This window comes from Lactiplantibacillus sp. DA1, from assembly GCF_032681335.1.
Lineage (GTDB): Bacteria > Bacillota > Bacilli > Lactobacillales > Lactobacillaceae > Lactiplantibacillus.
Genome location: NZ_JAWHTQ010000002.1, coordinates 307,112 through 324,638, shown reverse-complemented (window position 1 = coordinate 324,638; position 17,527 = coordinate 307,112). Strand labels below are relative to the sequence as shown.

Below are 17,527 nucleotides of genomic sequence, written 5' to 3'. Positions count from 1 at the left end.
TGGTCATTTGAATGCTATAAATGGCGTAAACTTGCGGTTCTTAGATAATTGTGCTAATATATGGGTTGTAATTTAAAACTCGTTAACGAGTGAGCAGCGATGCTCACTCTTTTTATTGGACTAATCTGAATAGGAGGCACAGCCTTGAGCAATAACGTTGTTGAAACCATTCAGCCAGTGGCCGCAGCCATTGTCAGCGCACACCAATTTGAACTCGTGGATCTTGAATTTGTTCGCGAAGGTCAAAGCTGGTATTTGCGAATTTATATTGACAAGCCGGGCGGCATTAATATTGAAGAATGTGCAATGGTTAGTGATGAACTTAGTGAAAAGTTAGATACCATGGATCCTGATCCAATTCCACAGGCCTATTTCTTAGAAGTCTCTTCGCCAGGTGCGGAGCGGCCCCTGAAGAAGGAAGCTGATTATCAAAATGCTATCGGTAAGTATGTGCACATTGGGCTATATCAGAAATTAGATGGCAAGAAGGTTTTTGAAGGTGACTTGACGGCCGTGACGCCAGCGACGTTAACCGTTGATTACATGGATAAGACGCGTCATAAAACAGTGACGATTAACCGGGAACAAATCTCGCAAGCCCGCTTAGCGGTAAAGTTCTAAATAAGTAAAGGAGTCTACACATGAGCAAGGAATTATTAGGGGCCTTAGACACCCTTGAATCAGAAAAGGGCATCAAAAAAGAAGTTGTGATCGAAGCGTTGGAAGCGGCGTTAGTATCAGCTTACAAGCGTAATTATGGTCAGGCTCAAAACGTTGAAGTTGACTTTGATCAGATTAAGGGTAATATTCACGTTTACGCGGTCAAAGAAGTTGTCGAAGACGTCTTCGACTCACGTTTGGAAGTTAGTTTGCAAGATGCATTAGCCATCAACCGAGCTTACGAAATTGGTGATGATATTCGGTTTGAAGTAACACCTAAGAACTTTGGTCGGATTGCGGCGCAGACAGCTAAACAGGTTATCATGCAGCGAGTTCGTGAAGCTGAACGTGGAATCATCTATGATGAATACAGCCAGTATGAAAATGAAATCGTGACTGGTGAGGTAGAACGTCAAGATAATCGGTTTGTTTACGTCAGCTTAGGTAAAGTAGAAGCTGTCATGGGACGTTCAGACCAGTTGCCTGGTGAAGTTTACCGGATTCATGATAAAATTAAGGTCTACGTTTCTAAGGTCGAAAACGCGACCAAAGGGCCACAAGTGTTTGTTTCGCGAACAGCGCCAGATTTGTTGAAACGTTTGTTTGAACAAGAAGTTCCCGAAATCTTTGATGGCATCGTCGAGATTGTTTCCATTGCTCGCGAAGCTGGTGACCGAGCTAAAGTAGCGGTCCGTTCTAATAATCCGAATGTTGATGCCGTCGGAACTTGTGTGGGTCCCAAAGGACAGCGGGTTCAAACGATTGTTAACGAGTTACATGGTGAAAACATGGATATCGTTGAATGGACGGATGACCAGGCCGTGTTTATTGCCAATGCATTGAATCCTGCTGAAGTTTTAGATGTTATTTTCGATCCTGAAAATGAGCGGGGTTGTACCGTGGTCGTTCCTGACTATCAATTGTCATTAGCCATTGGTAAACGTGGTCAAAATGCCCGTTTAGCTGCTAAATTGACTGGTTTCAAGATCGATATTAAATCGGAAACCGAAGCTTCTGATATAATGGATGCAAACCCGAATGATATTGCCGCTGCTGAGACGGCCCCAGAAGCAACCACTGAGGAAGTACCAACAACAGCAACGAGTGAAGCCAGTAATGATGAAGCAGCAACGTCCGAAGCAGCAGTACCGGTGACTGATTCAGAAGCAGCCGTTGATGAACCAGCGAGTGATGCTGAATAGTTTGTTGCTAAGTGAGTGAAGTAACTAAAGGAGGTCTGGGATTATGAAAAAAAGAAAAGTGCCGTTACGAAAGGACATTGTGACGGGTGAAATGCATCCCAAAAAAGACTTAGTCCGGGTCGTTAAGAATAAGCAAGATGAAGTATCCGTTGATCCGACCGGTAAAAAGCCGGGTCGCGGTGCTTACATCGCGTTAGACGTAGCGGTTGCGCAACGCGCCAAACAGGAAAAGACTTTTGATAAGGCGTTTGGTATTAAAGTTGACGCGGACTTTTACGATGAGTTAGTGGCGTATGTTGATCATCAACAAGCCCGAAAGGAACTTTTCGGTAATGACGCCTAACGAAGCTTGTTTAAACCTACTGGGCCTTTCACGGCGTGCCAGCAAGCAGATTACGGGCGAGGATTTAGCCTTGGCCGCAATTCGTAATCAGACGGCTAAACTAGTCTTTATTGCTAGCGATGCCGGTCCCACGACTGCCAAAAAATTCCATGATAAGGCCCAATCTTATGATGTTCCAGTGATCGATACCTTTACTAAAGCAGAATTAAACACGGCTACCGGGAATAAACGAACCATTTATGCCATCACGGAGGCCGGGTTTGCGAAGAAAATGGTGGCGATCATGACACGGTAAAGGAGGGTGAAGATATGGGGAAAAAGCGAATTTATGAATTAGCGAAGGAGCTCAACGTCCCAAATAAGCAACTGATTGCGCAAGCACAGCAGCTGGGATTCTCCGTCAAAAATCATATGTCGACACTCGGTGACGGTGAGGCGCGTCAGTTACAAGGCGCTACCACGGTTACCCATCCTAAATCTCAACCGGCTCCAGCTAAAACTGGTCGGGCTGCGCAAGCTGCAGCAAAAAATGTGACACGAACTGCTAATCAGCAGCAATCCAACTCGCGTCATCAACAGAGTGGTGATTCTTTGAATAATAATCGTAATAATAACCAAAATAATAGTCAAAGCCGTAACAGTAACGGTAATCGTAGCAATAATAACGGTGGCAACCGCAGTAACAGTAATAACGGTAACCGTTCAACCAATGCTGCACGTAGCAACAGTACTCGGAATAATAATGGGAACAATACGAACCGGTCTAATAACAGTACTAATAACCGGTCCAATAATAGTAACCGTTCAAATACGAGTGCTAACCGTTCGAACAATAGCAGTAATCGCTCCAATAATAGTAGTCAGAACCGGAATAATAACCGGAATACGACGAACAGCAACGCTTCAAACGGTAACCGGAGTAATGGGACTAGTAACAGCTCCCGTAACGGTAGTGGTCGCTTTGGTGGCAGTTTAAACAATAATAACAATGGTGGCGGTAATGGCGGTGGCCGTTATCGGGGTGGTAACAATAATAACCGGCGGCGCAATAACCGTAACAATAAGAGCCGCAATAATAAGAATCAACGAATTCGGCAAGTCAATAACAAGCCAGCCCCAGTTCGGAAAGATAAGCCATTGCCAGAAACACTGGTTTACACGGTCGGCATGAATGCTCAAGATTTGGGTAAGTTATTGCATCGTGAACCAGCCGAAATCATCAAGAAGTTATTCATGTTAGGCGTGGCAGTTAACCAAAATCAATCTTTGGATAAGGATACGATTGAAATCCTTGCCAGTGACTACGGCATTGAGGCTCAAGAAAAAGTGCAAGTCGATGTTACCGACTTAGACAAGTTCTTTGATGATGAAGTTAATAATACTGATAATTTGGCGCCACGAGCACCCGTTGTCACTGTCATGGGTCACGTTGACCATGGGAAGACGACTTTATTGGATCAATTACGGCATACCCACGTTACGGAAGGCGAAGCCGGTGGGATTACCCAAGCAATCGGGGCTTATCAAGTTAAACATGATGGCAAGACCATTACGTTCTTGGATACGCCTGGACATGCGGCCTTTACCGAAATGCGGGCACGGGGTGCGGACATTACTGATATCACCGTGTTAGTGGTCGCTGCTGATGATGGGGTCATGCCACAAACAATTGAAGCAATCAACCATGCGAAAGCCGCTAAGGTGCCAATTATTGTGGCCGTTAATAAGATCGATAAGCCTGGTGCTAACCCTAACCATGTGATGGAACAATTGACTGAATACGGTTTAATTCCTGAAGATTGGGGTGGCGACACGATCTTTGTTCAGATTTCAGCGAAGTTCGGTAAGAACCTTGATGAATTATTGGATATGATCTTGTTACAATCAGAAGTGTTAGAATTAACCGCTAACCCTAAACAAAATGCGGCTGGCTCCGTATTGGAAGCAAGCCTTGATCGTGGGAAGGGTTCAACCGCTACGTTGCTTGTCCAACAAGGGACAATGCATGTTGGTGACCCAATCGTCGTCGGAAATACTTACGGGAAAGTCCGGACGATGACTAATGATCATGGTAAGCGAATCAAGGAAGCTGTACCATCAACACCAATTGAAATTACTGGTTTGAACGATGTGCCTGATGCGGGTGACCGGTTCGTGGTCTTTGATGATGAAAAGACGGCGCGCGATGCTGGTGAACAACGGGCTAAACAAGCTTTGATGGAAGAACGGAAGCAAACGGCTCACGTTACCTTGGATAACTTGTTTGACTCAATGAAACAGGGTGAACTCAAGGAAGTTGATGTCATTATCAAGGCTGATGTTCAAGGTTCCGTTGAAGCGTTAGCTGGTAGTTTACGGAAAATTGAGGTTGAAGGTGTGCGGGTTAATATTATCCATACGGCGGTTGGGGCCATTAATGAAAGCGATGTTGCGTTAGCAGAAGCAAGTAACGCGATTATTATTGGGTTCAACGTCCGGCCAACGCCACAAGCGAAGGCCCAAGCTGACACTGATGATGTTGATATTCGTTTGCATCAAGTCATCTACAACGCAATCGATGAAATCGAAAGCGCGATGAAAGGGATGCTCGAACCAACTTATAAAGAAGAAATCACTGGTCAAGCCGAAATCCGTGAAATCTATAAGGTTTCTAAGATTGGGACGATCGGTGGTGGGATGGTCACTGATGGTGTTATCCATCGTGACTCCGGTGTCCGGGTCATTCGTGATGGTGTCGTCATTTATGACGGCAAGTTAGCTAGTTTACGGCGTTTCAAAGACGACGTTAAGGAAGTTAAACAGGGCTTTGAACTTGGTCTTCGGATTGAAGATTACAATGATATTAAGGTCAACGATGTCATTGAGGCCTACGTGATGAAGGAAGTCCCAGTGGAATAACCTTTAAAAAGGGGGATTAGCAGATGGCACAACATTATCGAGTTGGTCGTTTAGAACAAGAAATCGAACGTGAAGTTAATGATATTTTGTTAAAACGGGTTCGTGATCCACGAGTTGCGGGTGTCACTATTACCGGTGTGACGGTAACTGGCGACCTTCAACAAGCGACCATCTACTACAGTATTTTGTCAGATAAGGCATCCGATGGTGAAAAGACGGCGGCTGGATTGACTAAGGCAACGGGCTTAATTCGTAGTGAATTGGGTTCACGACTTAGTATCTATAAAACCCCGGAATTAACTTTTGAACGCGATCACTCGGTTCAATATGGTAGCCGGATTGACGAATTAATCAATAATTTGAAACGTCAAGATTAGGCGGTTCAACGTTATAGTCGTTGTGAATCTATGTGGATTCACAACGACTATTTTTTTGATCTCAATATTAATTGGAGCAGGCCTAAGTTGGCGGTGGCCCCCTCAACGCTGACTTCTCATCCAGCCGAATGGGTTTGCGGGAGGAAAACGCGTGATTGTAGCCATTGATTACCAGTCCGAAAGTCAGACTTAGGTCGCACTGACTAATTCGGTGATGGGAGGACCATCTTTGGATCGTTACATTAGTGATGTGTACGCTTACTGTTATTTTACGGAAGTTCAGTAAGCTGTATTTAACAGCAGTGGTAGCGGTTGCTCGAAATAATTAATTGCTCGGTTTTAAAATTAAAATAAAATTAGGGTTGACGTATTAAAATGAGAATGCTTTAATATAAACAACCAATAAAACGGAAAGGAAAGATGAATATGACGACTTTAACCATCAATGCAACTTATTATTATGGCTTTGCTTATTTTAGGTAGCGCCCGTGTTGGAACCTTAGATACGGACGGCACCTACGTTCGTGTCTAAGCGAAGTCAATTCATCTTGGCCAGCTAGACACAGTGAGTCTAGCGGCAAGCATATCATCAAATGAGATTAAATTTTGATGAGCCGGCTAGATTCTTGGAATCTAGCCGGCTTTTTTTATTTCCATTAAGGAGTTGTTGTTTATGAACAAGCATCAATTATCAGTCAGTCTTTACTTAAACTACTTTGTTCACGGCATTGGCTTAATTATTTTAACGCAAAATATGCAGGCCTTAGGTCAACATTGGCAAGCACCACTAGCGACCGTTTCTTACGTGATTTCGGGGATTGGAATCGGCCGTTTGCTCGCCTACTTTATTCTCGGCAACTTATCGGATCGCTTCGGCCGTAAAGTCTTTGTCAATCTGGGGATGCTCAGTTACTTGATTTTCTTTGTTGGAATGGCGGTTGTGACCAATATTCAACTTGCTTATGGGTTAGCAATTTTAGCAGGAATCGCGAATTCGGCATTGGATGCGGGAACTTATACGACATTTATCGAAATGGGTGGTCGGCAGGGTTCTGCGAATGTATTATTGAAAGCATTTATGTCTGCCGGCGAATTCTTATTGCCTTTGTTGGTGGCTAATTTTGAAGCTCAGAAAATTTGGTATGGCTGGTCATTTATGTTAGCGGCCGCGATTTTGATAATTAATGGAGTGTTACTGAATCGGCAACAGTTTCCAGCTAAAAATCAATCTAATTCAGATGTGGGCGTTGCAGGGCAACAGCAATCTAAAACACGACGGTGGCTAGCTACAGTAGGCTTAGCGGGCTATGGTTACACTTCGATGGCCCTCATGATTCTCTACACACAATGGGTCAGTCTATTTGCAACGAGGACCTTTCATTTTTCCTCGGTCCTGGCGCATTGGCTACTGTCACTCTACAGTATTGGCTCAATCACCGGCGTTCTTGTGATTTTTTGGTTGTTACGCCGCGGCGTTGCGGAAACTAAATTGTTAGTTGCGATGAATAGTGGTTCGTTATTGGCGCTAGCGGTGATTTGTTTTAGTCCGGTTGCTAGCGTATCCATGTTGGCGGCATTTAGTTTTGGTTTCACTGCTGCGGGTGGTGTGATGCAGGTCGGTCTTAATTTGTTTATCAAATGCTATCCGCATATCAAGGGTCGAATTACCGGTATTTACTTCACGTTTGGTAGTCTGGCGTCCTTTACGATTCCGCTGATGACTGGGTGGCTTTCAAATCAAAGTGTGACGACGGCGATGCGCTTTGATTTATTAGTTGGTCTCATTGGCCTAGCTTTTGTCGGCCTAGCTGCTTGGGCGCTACATATGCCGGCAACGCTCAACCAAGAACGGCAACGGATCAATCACATTGATCGTCAGATTGTTCGGTTACTCAATCAGCGTTTTGACACGGTGACAACTATCGGTGAGTTGAAGCAACAGCAACAGCTGCCGGTATTAGATCAGCAGCGTGAACAACGCGTCTTACAGCAAGTTGCTGTTAAAAGTACGCAAACGGCACACACACCTTATCTACAAGCAATTTTTCAGGCGATTATGCATAACTCACGGGCATACCAAACAGAATTACACAAGGAGGATATGAAACATGATTAATTACGTTACAGCGGGGGAATCTCACGGGCCCCAATTGACTGGAATTCTGACTGGTATTCCAGCAGGCCTTAAGTTAGACATTGCAGCTATTAATGCAGGATTAGCAGCACGCCAAGGCGGCTTTGGTCGCGGCAATCGGCAACAGATCGAACATGATACGGTTCAGGTCAGTGGCGGCGTCCGCCACGGGGTCACGATGGGGTCGCCCATCGCACTAACAATTATGAATCGAGATCACGCTCACTGGGCAGCTATCATGGATCCCGTTAGTCCCGCCACGGCCACGAATACGTTGCGGCAAGTCACACGGCCACGACCTGGACATGCTGATTTGGTTGGGGGCATGAAGTATGGTCATCGGGATCTGCGTAACGTGTTGGAGCGTTCCTCAGCTCGTGAAACGGCCATGCGTGTGGCAATTGGTCAAATCTGTAAGCAGTTACTAATGCAATTAGATATTCAATTAATTGGTTACGTTCAGCAAATTGGTACCAAGCAAGTCACGAATGATTTGGCGTTGACCGTTGACCAGTTACGGGCACGAATCAGTCAGAATGATTTGCGATTACCAGATGCAGCACTGGTTCCTGAAATTCATGATCTTATTACGGCAACCAAGAAAGCTGGTGACACTTTAGGTGGTGTGATTCGGGTCGTTGCGGAAAACGTTCCGGCTGGCCTAGGAAGCTACACGAATTGGGATACAAAGCTAGATGGTCAATTAGCGGCTGCGGTGATGGGTGTCAATGCCATGAAGGGTGTTGAGATCGGTGATGGGTTTGCGGCGGCTGATCACTATGGTAGTCAAGTGATGGATGAAATCAGCTGGGACGAGCAAACTGGCTGGTCGCGGCTAACGAATCATTTAGGTGGTTTTGAAGGCGGCATGACTAACGGAATGCCAATCATTGTGAAAGCGGCGATGAAGCCAATTCCAACGCTATACAAGCCGTTACAAAGTGTTGATATTGCGACTAAGGTGAGCCAAAAGGCGAGTGTTGAGCGCTCCGATACGACCGCGATCGTACCGGCATCAATCGTAGTAGAAAGCGTGGTGGCCATCGAATTAGCACGGGCGTTAACCGCCACTTTTGATGGTAGTAACTTAGTTCGTTTCCAACAAACGGTCGCAGATTACCGTGAAGCGCTTCGAAAGTACTAGGAGGGACGCATGCAAATTCATACTTTGGGTCCTAAGGTTACGGATAGTTATGCGGCAGCGCAAGCGTATAATCATCGGGATCTTCAGGATCAGGCAACGATTGTGGGGCACCCTAGTTTTGAGATGATTTTAGCTAATTTAGCTGTTTACTCGGGCGACCGCTTAATTATTCCAGCCGCTTTTAAATCGACAACGTTACACGCAAGTTGGGGTGATGTCCATTATGCGTTATTGTCCCAATTAACACTACTGACTTGTTTTATGACTAAGTTAGACCCGTTAGTCGTGATCCAGCGATTGGATGCTGACAATCAGATTGGGTATACCCATGCGGCGACTGCGCAATTACTGACAAGATTAGTGCATAACGTTACGGTCCAAGCGGTCGCTAGCAAGTATTTGGCTTATCAAGCCTATCAGCAAAATCAGGCGGCCTACGTGTTAACCAATGAGAAAAACGTAACTTTAACAACGCATGAACGACAACTGACGCGTTTGACACCTTCGATGGTGTGGTGTGTCTACCAAATAAATTAGGTGATGATAATTGATGATAAAAAAATTAATGACGCGGCCCATCAGTGGCTTACAGGGAACGTTAACGGTACCAGGCGATAAGAGTTTATCGCATCGGGGCTTGATTTTGGGGGCCATTAGTCAAGGAACTACGACGCTGCACCACTTTTTACCGGCGGCTGATTGTTTATCGACGTTAACGGCGCTGCAACAATTAGGGGTTCCTATTATGCGGGATGGTACAACGGTGACGATCATTGGCCAGGGATTACGTGGGCTGACGCAGCCAAAGCAAGAATTAAATATGGGCAACGCGGGTACGGCGACACGGTTACTTGCCGGTTTGCTAGCTGGTCAACCATTTACGACTACCTTGGTTGGGGATGCGTCACTTAGTCAGCGGCCAATGGAACGGGTACGTCAGCCCTTGCAAGCGATGGGTGCTAAGTTACAATTAACGGCCGGCCATTTACCAATGACAATCATTGGACAAGTATTACATGGAGGTCGTACAGAGATGCAAATTGCCAGCGCCCAAGTCAAGAGTGCGTTAATTTTAGCGGCCCTTCAAGCTGATCAACCGAGCACGATTATTGAAAAACTACCTACTCGTGATCATACTGAACGACTATTAAAACAATTTGGGGGTCAAATCGAAACCGCGGCTGATCAACGGACGATTACAGTGCACCCTAAGCCAGTCTTGCATGGGCAGTCATTAACGATTCCTGGGGATTTTTCCTCCGCCGCATTTTTCATCACAGCGGCAACAATCATCCCGAATTCTCATATCCGGCTAGTGAACGTAGGATTGAATCCAACGCGGACTGGGCTGTTAACGATCTTACAACGAATGGGCGGCCAAGTAACGGTTGATCAACAGCAACAGGCAGGTGAGCCAGTTGGCACGATTGATGTCGCGTATGCGCAACTACAGCCAGTACGATTAACCGCGGCTGAGATTCCTGCCGTAATTGATGAGTTGCCTCTGGTAGCCCTGTTAGCGGCAACCGCTGACGGAATCACGACAATCAGTGGGGCGGCTGAATTGCGGGTCAAAGAAACGGATCGGATTGCAACGATTGTGACCGAGTTACAAAAACTCGGGGTGCAGATCACGGCCCAACCGGATGGTTTTACCATTGATGGTCGTAAATCTTGGCATCAACCAACGATGCCGTTAGCAAGTCATGGGGATCACCGGATTGGCATGATGATGGCAATTGCGGCGTTACGGTTGGCAGCTCCGAGCGAATTACAGACCGCCGAAGCGGTGAATATTTCATACCCAACTTTTTTTGAAGATTTAGCCCGCCTAAGTCAGGAGGTACCAGCATGACGACCGTATTGATCAAAGGATTGGGATTGATTGGCAGTTCATTGGCGCTGGCCATTAAGCAAGCACACCCAACAGTTCGCATCATTGGAATGGATCGCGACGCTGCCAGCCTGAGTTACGCGTGCCAACAAGGTATGATCGATGACAGTGAAATCGACTTAGCAGCGACAGCGAGCCAGGCCGACATCATTATCTTAGCCGGTCCCGTCAATGTAATTGTGGCTGACTTGCAACAATTGGCAACCGTGGTGTTAAAGCCAGGTGTGCTCGTGACGGATGTTGGCAGTACGAAGCAAGAGGTCATGCGAGCTGCACGGGCACTACAAGAACGGGGCGTCACTTTTATTGGTGGTCATCCCATGGCCGGTTCACATAAGTCAGGTGTAACAGCCGGGCGTGCCAATCTCCTTGAAAATGCCTTTTACTTTTTGGTGCCAGGATTTGCTGCCGAGTCGGCTGTTGAACAATTACAACAACTATTGCGTGCAGCTCGCGTAAAATGGTTAACGGTTACAGCGGTGCAACACGATCGCATTGTGGGTCAGTTAAGTCATTTGCCGCATGTGATTGCTGCTGCCTTAGTTAATCAAACGCAACAGGCCTTAGCGGATTCGCCACTCGGACTACGGCTAGCGGCTGGGGGTTTTAAAAGTATTACCCGGATTGCCAGCTCTGACCCGACGATGTGGGCGGCGATTTTGATGACTAATCCTGAATTAATAACCAATCAATTGCAGGATTATATTAACCAGTTAACACATATAAAAATGGCAATTACGGCGCGTGACCAACAAACATTACATGAATTTTTTGCGGCTGCTAAAGTGACTCGTGACCACTTAGGGCCCGAGCAGCTTGGCGGGTTGCCTAACTTCTTCGACTTGTTTTTAAACGTTCCAGATCAGGTCGGGGCAATTGCAGATGTGACGCAACGGTTGGCCCGAGCTCAGCTTAGTTTGATCAACATTCATATTTTAGAAATTCGTGAAGATATTGATGGGGTGTTGCAATTGACATTTAGTGATGCCAACACTCAAAGCCAGGCTGCGACGTTACTTGCGGCAGCGGGCTATCAGATTGTGAGGAGGAATTAAACATGCAAGCAATTTTAATTGGATTTATGGGTAGCGGTAAAACAACGGTCGGTCGGATTTTGGCGCGGACGTTGGCGACTGAACATGCTGATTTGGATGATTTGATCGTTCAACGGGCCGGAAAACCAATTACGGCGATTTTTGCGGAGCACGGGGAGGGGTATTTTCGCCAGTTGGAACATCAAACCTTGCTCCAAGCGCTTGGAACGCCGGGGATTTTATCAACTGGTGGTGGGACACCAACGATTACTATGAATGCCGTAAGTTTAAAGCAAAGTGCAGTTCCGGTTATATGGTTAACGGCCAGTGACCAAACAATTATTGACCGGGTTCAAAATGACGCTGGCCGGCCATTGGTCAATGAATTGGATCATAGTGCGCTCTTAGCATTGAAAAAGCGTCGTCAAAGTTTATATGCGGCTGCGGCTGATTTGACAATTGCGACTGATCGATTGACACCCCAACAAATTGCTCAGAAAATACAAAATTGGTTAGGTCGCCAGCAAACGGCACTTCAAGCTTGATCGATAAAGTAATCAACAACTATTGCCAGTCTGACACAAGATTAGATTGATGAATCATTGATAATGACCGTGCAGTGCCTGAATTCAGGGCGGCACGGTTTTTCTACGTCTTATTAATAAAAATATGATTTATTGGTTAAATCTACTGTGATGCTAGCTATGCCTGCTTTTAATCATTACTCACGCGATGTTGTGTTGGCTGTTATCGGATTAATCATTATACATGCATTGTGCTAATTAATTATTTAGTATGAATCATGATTAAAACATGCCAGTTAGTTGGATTACTATTAGTCAGTATATGCCCGTCCGATGCCGACCTCCGGGGCTGGGTGCCAATTGCTGGAACGTAGCCGACGTCGATTTGAGCTAACGCCCAACCCGCGTCATCTCAAATACGAGTCTTATTCTAAGCCGGAAGAAGTTCACTTCCAGCTAAGAATAATTTGGCTACTGAGCATTGTCACCCAGCCCCTCCGGCCTAAAAGTCTGTGAGGGGGCACGGGGTGAAGCCGAGCACGTTTTGGCGGGCTGCTCGAATGGCTGATTGCGGCTACTTCTACTCTCAACAATTGCATCTTAAGCTATTGCTGTATATGAAACAACGACTAGTTTAATTAAAGTTGAGCCCATCAATAACTGCATTCAAACACGATCCCGTCTGGAAGGTATTTCTGACAATGCTCAGTGGTGAAATTCCACTTAGCAAGCGTCCTTTGCTTGGTTAGTGGAAGACCAGTATTTGAGACGTGGACTTCGGCTCAAATCTGTGTCCACCACGTTCCAGCAATTGGCAGGAATGCCTGGAAGCCGGCATAGAACGCGCTAATTAAAGAATTTTCCGCCAAATTACACGCTTTTCAGCGGGACTCAGCTGGCAGCTTTTAAACTTAGAAATAGCCATTTTTAATCATGTTTCATGACAAATTAACTAGCACAATGCATCATTATATATTTAAAGCGCGTGGTATATTCATCACTTAGCCAGGATAATTGGTGCTAAACGGCTTAGCTATGGCATCAAGCACTCTGAATTCTTTGATAATCCGCTTACATATGGGTGAGGTGTGGTATACTGAAAACCGTCGATTAAGGACGATTAAATCCGTGACGGCCCTGTTAGGCGTCACTTAAAACTGAATTTAAATATTGAAGGAGTTTTTTATGTTAAACGGAATTCTACCATTATATAAACCCCGGGGAATGACGAGTTTTGATTGTGTTGCTAAAATTCGCCGGCTTTACCAGACTAGAAAAGTTGGGCATTCCGGGACTTTGGATCCGAACGTCGATGGTGTTTTACCAATCTGTATCGGTAACGCCACTAAGGTTGTTCAATTTTTAGTGGCTTCGGGCAAGGAATACCAAGGCAGCATCACACTAGGATTTGCAACGACCACTGAAGACTTAGATGGTGAGGAGATTGCGCGGCAAGCGATTAGTGAACCGTTTACTAGTGAAGCAATCGATGAAGCACTAGAACAGATGACCGGTGCAATTACGCAAATTCCACCGATGTTTTCAGCAGTGAAAGTGAACGGGCGGCGGTTGTACGACTACGCCAGAAACGGTGAAACGGTCGAACGACCTGAACGTCACGTGACGATTACCAGCTTTAAGCAACGGCAGGCTGCCGATTATGATCCAGAAACTAAGACGCAAACGCTTTACTTTACCGTTGCTTGTAGCAAAGGAACCTATGTGCGAACGCTGGCGGTGGATGTTGGTAAGGCTCTCGGAGTACCCGCTGTCATGAGCGACCTAACTCGGCTAAAGAGCGGTGGTTTTACGCTGGCCGAAACGGTGACTTTTGAAGAAATTGCAGCACACGTGGAGGCTGGCACGGCCGGTGAGTTACTAGCGCCAATCGATAAAGCATTGGGGCAATACCCGCGGGTCACGTTGACTGATGAACAGTGGCAACGAGTTAAAAACGGAGCCTTCATTACGGCTGCGGAAGGCCAACAAACTGATCCAGATGCGAACACGATGGTTGCGTTAGTTTACCAAAACAGCCTAAAATGTCTATATAGTTACCGACCGGATGAACAACGGTACAAACCGTTTAAAATGTTTGCGGTCAATTAAGGAGTTTTTTGTCATGCAGGTGATTAATTTAAAGTATCCCGTGGCGACGGGCCAAATTCCAGAAGGACCGATCGTATTGGCCTTAGGCTTTTTTGACGGCGTTCACCGTGGGCATCAACAAGTTGTTGCAACGGCACGTCAGGCGGCCCAAGCACAACACGCAAAACTGGCAGTGATGACGTTTGATCAGCACCCGTCAGTTGTCTTCAAACATACGGATCCCCAGCAGGTGCGCTATTTAACGACGATTGCTCAAAAAACAGCATTGATGGCGGAACTTGGTGTTGAAATCTTGTACGTCCTCCATTTTGATGCGGCGGTGGGTGCCATGCCACCGCAAACCTTTGTTGACCAGTTGATCGTTGGTTTGCACGCGCAAACAGTAGTGGCCGGGTTTGATTACACTTACGGACCGGCCGAAATTGCCAACATGCAACGGTTGAACGAATATGGTCGCAATCGATTTGAAATTATTGAAGTTCCCAAGGCCGAATTGGATGCTGAAAAGATCAGTTCGACGCGCATTCGCCATGCGTTGGACGCTGGGGAAATTGATACGGCCAACCGGTTACTTGGTTATCAATATGAAACTAGCGGTGAAGTGGTCCATGGTGAAGCACGGGGCCGTACGCTGGGCTTCCCGACCGCCAACGTTGCCCACGGATCCAATACGCGGGTGCCCGGAATTGGTATTTATGCCACAATGGTGCAGATTGGCTCACAATGGGTCATGGGGATGGCATCAGTGGGGCGCAACGTCACGTTCGGCGATCATCGTCCAATTACGGTTGAAATTTATTTATTAGATTCCCACGGTGATCTTTACGGCCAACAGTTAACGGTTCGTTGGAGTCATCGAATGCGCGGTGAAATTAAATTTGCGGGTGCCGATGAGTTGGTCGCCCAATTAAAACGTGATGAACAGGCTACCCGAGATTACTATGCCATGCACCCATTTCAGGTGGTACCCCGGATACAAGTTGCTAAACAATCAGATAGTTTGGAGGCATAACGAATGGATACAACAACAATTTTTCAACACGGCACGTTAGGATTACTCGTGCCCGGTCTATTTGATGGAACCATCACGGCCCGGGAACTTTTAACACATGGTGATACTGGAATTGGGACGCTAGATGGTCTTAACGGTGAAGTGATCATTGTTGATGGTCACGCTTATCAGGCACGTGAAGACGGCCAGATTCGTGAAATCAAGCCTGATGAAACGTTACCGTTTGCATCGGTACACTTTGAAAAACCTGACATCAGCGCTAACTTGGCAACAATCAAGCAGGCTGATTTTGAACAGCAGGTTGTTCAAGATTATCGCTTAACGAATGTGTTTGCGGCCATTCGGGTCGATGGCACTTTTGCACATATTAAGACGCGAGTCGCCCCACGGCAAGAACCGCCTTATAAGACGTTGGTTGCAGCAACAGCGACGCAACCCGAGTTTACTGGGGAAGATGTCGCTGGAACGATTATTGGCTACTATGCGCCACACTTGTTCCAAGGGGCTACGGTCGGTGGCTTTCACTTACATTTTCTAAGCAAGGATCATCAGTTGGGTGGTCATTTGCTTGGATTCGAAGTGGAACAAGCTACGTTGAAGGTTCAACATTTTGCTGATTTTCACGTGCACTTACCGATCGACAATGAGGCTTATCTTCAGGAACAGTTTGATAATGAAGTTATCGATCATGCTATTAATAAAGCGGAACGATAAGTAGTAAGAGGTGTATGCGGTTGTTAATGGCCCCCATCTCGACAATATTGATAGAAAAATTATGCTCAGTTTCTGGAAAAAGAAACTGGGCATAATTAGTTTTGTCTCGGACTTTTTGGTGGGTAATCAATTACATCCTGGGTATTAAATCCATGTTGGCGATTACGATATGGATTGCCGCTGATGGCGAGGTGTTATTGCTAGGCATCGTGCTTGCAATGTCATTGATGTGGGTGTATATTAGCACTCGTAAGTAAGGAGTGCTAATTGTTGATTGGGGTCGTTAAAGACCCGTCATGGTGGTGCTTACCATACTGATAATTCAAGCATTCTTTTCCAGAAATACTTTGTCTTTCCTTGACTTTCATCGGGGTGGTTGTTATATTAGTAATTGTGTTAGCACTCCATTAAGTTAAGTGCTAAAAAGAGGTGATGATCACGTTAACTGAACGACAAAGCCTAATTTTAAAGGCCATTGTCCGTGACTATACCGAGGGCGGTAACCCAGTTGGGTCCAAATCGCTAGTTCAAGAGCTGCCAATCAAGGTCAGTTCGGCGACCATTCGTAATGAAATGGCCCGGCTAGAGGATTTGGGATTGATCGTCAAAACGCATTTGTCATCAGGTCGAATTCCATCAATTAAAGGGTACCGGTACTATGTCGATCATATTCTGAAGCCCGAAAAGGTTGACGGCAAAGACTTAAAAGTAATTCAACATTCGTTAGGTGGCGAGTTCCATAAGATTGACGAAATTGTTGCCCAGTCGGCTGATATTTTGTCCCAATTGACAAGCTATACGACCTTCACGTTGCGTCCAGAACTCAAAGACAGTCGTCTCAGTGGCTTTCGGCTCGTACCGTTGGGCAATCATCAAGTTATGGCGATTCTGGTTACAAATAATGGTGACGTTGAAAATCAAACGTTCACCATTCCTAGTGACATTACCGGTGATGAGCTGGAGCCAGTCGTTCGTTTCATTGACGATCAATTGGTTGGCCTGCCGTTACAAGACGTCCTCCGTCAATTAACGCATGAGATTCCGTTAAAACTTGCACAGTATTTGCAAGATCCAGACGGCTTCTTGGATATTTTTGGCAGTGTGTTGTCCAAGGCAGCTTCTGAGCGTTTCTATGTTGGTGGTAAGTTAAATTTGTTTAACTATACTGAACAACAGAGCCCGAAAGAATTACAGTCATTGTACTCGTTACTTGATCAAACCGATCGATTAGCTAATGTGATTGGTCCACCTGGTCAACAGATTCAGGTTCGTATCGGTAATGAGATTACCAACGATTTGTTGAAGAACTACAGTTTGATTACCGCTACTTACGATGTCGATCAACACGGGCAGGGTGTGATTGCCCTACTTGGACCGACCGCCATGCCGTATTCACGGATGATTGGGCTGATGGGTGCGTTCCAACGTGAACTCGCCCGTAAATTACTAGATTATTACCGGTACTTTGACGAGTGACGGACA

At 46.0% G+C, this 17,527-nt stretch carries 16 protein-coding genes; all 16 read left to right on the top strand.

Features of this window, described 5'->3' with window-relative positions; translation table 11 throughout:
• Positions 1-144 precede the first annotated feature (144 nt).
• The 16 genes from rimP to hrcA all read left to right on the top strand — a co-directional run bounded on the left by rimP (position 145) and on the right by hrcA (position 17,521).
• Complete coding sequence (gene rimP, locus RXV91_RS04135) at positions 145-621, top strand: ribosome maturation factor RimP (protein ID WP_021730803.1); 477 nt, start codon at positions 145-147, stop codon at positions 619-621.
• A 20-nt stretch (positions 622-641) separates the two neighbouring features.
• Complete coding sequence (gene nusA, locus RXV91_RS04130) at positions 642-1,862, top strand: transcription termination factor NusA (protein WP_021730804.1); 1,221 nt, start codon at positions 642-644, stop codon at positions 1,860-1,862.
• A 43-nt stretch (positions 1,863-1,905) separates the two neighbouring features.
• Positions 1,906-2,205: an RNase P modulator RnpM gene (gene rnpM / locus RXV91_RS04125; protein WP_021730805.1), complete on the top strand. Its 300-nt coding sequence runs from the start codon at positions 1,906-1,908 to the stop codon at positions 2,203-2,205.
• The gene (locus RXV91_RS04120) at positions 2,195-2,500 is read left to right on the top strand and encodes a ribosomal L7Ae/L30e/S12e/Gadd45 family protein (protein WP_316438776.1); all 306 of its coding nucleotides are present in this window, start codon (positions 2,195-2,197) and stop codon (positions 2,498-2,500) included. Before rnpM ends, RXV91_RS04120 begins: the two co-directional genes overlap by 11 nt.
• Before the next feature lie 14 nt (positions 2,501-2,514).
• Positions 2,515-5,103: a translation initiation factor IF-2 gene (gene infB, locus RXV91_RS04115; RefSeq protein ID WP_316438775.1), complete on the top strand. Its 2,589-nt coding sequence runs from the start codon at positions 2,515-2,517 to the stop codon at positions 5,101-5,103.
• A gap of 23 nt (positions 5,104-5,126) precedes the next feature.
• Positions 5,127-5,480 (top strand): 30S ribosome-binding factor RbfA, encoded by a 354-nt coding sequence (rbfA, locus tag RXV91_RS04110; protein ID WP_021730808.1) that lies wholly within the window; start codon positions 5,127-5,129, stop codon positions 5,478-5,480.
• Between the two features lie 673 nt (positions 5,481-6,153).
• Entirely contained in the window at positions 6,154-7,596 is a 1,443-nt protein-coding gene (locus RXV91_RS04105; RefSeq protein ID WP_316438774.1) for an MFS transporter, read from the top strand.
• Positions 7,589-8,758 (top strand): chorismate synthase, encoded by a 1,170-nt coding sequence (aroC, locus tag RXV91_RS04100; protein ID WP_316438773.1) that lies wholly within the window; start codon positions 7,589-7,591, stop codon positions 8,756-8,758. The genes RXV91_RS04105 and aroC overlap by 8 nt, the downstream gene beginning before the upstream one ends.
• Before the next feature lie 9 nt (positions 8,759-8,767).
• Positions 8,768-9,295: a hypothetical protein gene (locus RXV91_RS04095; RefSeq protein WP_033611123.1), complete on the top strand. Its 528-nt coding sequence runs from the start codon at positions 8,768-8,770 to the stop codon at positions 9,293-9,295.
• Positions 9,296-9,308: 13 nt separating this feature from the next.
• Positions 9,309-10,613, top strand: a complete 1,305-nt coding sequence (gene aroA, locus RXV91_RS04090; RefSeq protein WP_316438772.1) for a 3-phosphoshikimate 1-carboxyvinyltransferase — start codon at positions 9,309-9,311, stop codon at positions 10,611-10,613.
• Positions 10,610-11,707, top strand: a complete 1,098-nt coding sequence (locus RXV91_RS04085; RefSeq protein WP_316438771.1) for a prephenate dehydrogenase — start codon at positions 10,610-10,612, stop codon at positions 11,705-11,707. The genes aroA and RXV91_RS04085 overlap by 4 nt, the downstream gene beginning before the upstream one ends.
• A gap of 2 nt (positions 11,708-11,709) precedes the next feature.
• Complete coding sequence (locus RXV91_RS04080; protein WP_316438770.1) at positions 11,710-12,231, top strand: shikimate kinase; 522 nt, start codon at positions 11,710-11,712, stop codon at positions 12,229-12,231.
• Between the two features lie 1,164 nt (positions 12,232-13,395).
• Positions 13,396-14,319, top strand: a complete 924-nt coding sequence (gene truB / locus RXV91_RS04075) for a tRNA pseudouridine(55) synthase TruB (RefSeq protein WP_316438769.1) — start codon at positions 13,396-13,398, stop codon at positions 14,317-14,319.
• A gap of 13 nt (positions 14,320-14,332) precedes the next feature.
• The gene (gene ribF / locus RXV91_RS04070) at positions 14,333-15,331 is read left to right on the top strand and encodes a riboflavin biosynthesis protein RibF (protein WP_316438768.1); all 999 of its coding nucleotides are present in this window, start codon (positions 14,333-14,335) and stop codon (positions 15,329-15,331) included.
• 3 nt (positions 15,332-15,334) lie between these two features.
• Positions 15,335-16,045 carry an acetolactate decarboxylase gene (gene budA, locus RXV91_RS04065; RefSeq protein ID WP_275090705.1) on the top strand — a complete coding sequence of 237 codons (711 nt, stop codon included), beginning with the start codon at positions 15,335-15,337 and terminating at the stop codon, positions 16,043-16,045.
• 432 nt (positions 16,046-16,477) lie between these two features.
• The gene (hrcA, locus tag RXV91_RS04060; RefSeq protein WP_316438962.1) at positions 16,478-17,521 is read left to right on the top strand and encodes a heat-inducible transcriptional repressor HrcA; all 1,044 of its coding nucleotides are present in this window, start codon (positions 16,478-16,480) and stop codon (positions 17,519-17,521) included.
• Positions 17,522-17,527: the final 6 nt, after the last annotated feature.

Coding starts and splice junctions, on each gene's coding strand:
- ribF (WP_316438768.1), top strand. CDS start 14,333: ATGCAGGTGATTAATTTAAAGTATCCCGTGGCGACGGGCCAAATTCCA.
- budA (WP_275090705.1), top strand. CDS start 15,335: ATGGATACAACAACAATTTTTCAACACGGCACGTTAGGATTACTCGTG.
- RXV91_RS04105 (WP_316438774.1), top strand. CDS start 6,154: ATGAACAAGCATCAATTATCAGTCAGTCTTTACTTAAACTACTTTGTT.
- rbfA (WP_021730808.1), top strand. CDS start 5,127: ATGGCACAACATTATCGAGTTGGTCGTTTAGAACAAGAAATCGAACGT.
- truB (WP_316438769.1), top strand. CDS start 13,396: ATGTTAAACGGAATTCTACCATTATATAAACCCCGGGGAATGACGAGT.
- hrcA (WP_316438962.1), top strand. CDS start 16,478: ATGATCACGTTAACTGAACGACAAAGCCTAATTTTAAAGGCCATTGTC.
- aroC (WP_316438773.1), top strand. CDS start 7,589: ATGATTAATTACGTTACAGCGGGGGAATCTCACGGGCCCCAATTGACT.
- RXV91_RS04095 (WP_033611123.1), top strand. CDS start 8,768: ATGCAAATTCATACTTTGGGTCCTAAGGTTACGGATAGTTATGCGGCA.
- RXV91_RS04120 (WP_316438776.1), top strand. CDS start 2,195: ATGACGCCTAACGAAGCTTGTTTAAACCTACTGGGCCTTTCACGGCGT.
- RXV91_RS04085 (WP_316438771.1), top strand. CDS start 10,610: ATGACGACCGTATTGATCAAAGGATTGGGATTGATTGGCAGTTCATTG.
- rnpM (WP_021730805.1), top strand. CDS start 1,906: ATGAAAAAAAGAAAAGTGCCGTTACGAAAGGACATTGTGACGGGTGAA.
- aroA (WP_316438772.1), top strand. CDS start 9,309: ATGATAAAAAAATTAATGACGCGGCCCATCAGTGGCTTACAGGGAACG.
- infB (WP_316438775.1), top strand. CDS start 2,515: ATGGGGAAAAAGCGAATTTATGAATTAGCGAAGGAGCTCAACGTCCCA.
- nusA (WP_021730804.1), top strand. CDS start 642: ATGAGCAAGGAATTATTAGGGGCCTTAGACACCCTTGAATCAGAAAAG.
- RXV91_RS04080 (WP_316438770.1), top strand. CDS start 11,710: ATGCAAGCAATTTTAATTGGATTTATGGGTAGCGGTAAAACAACGGTC.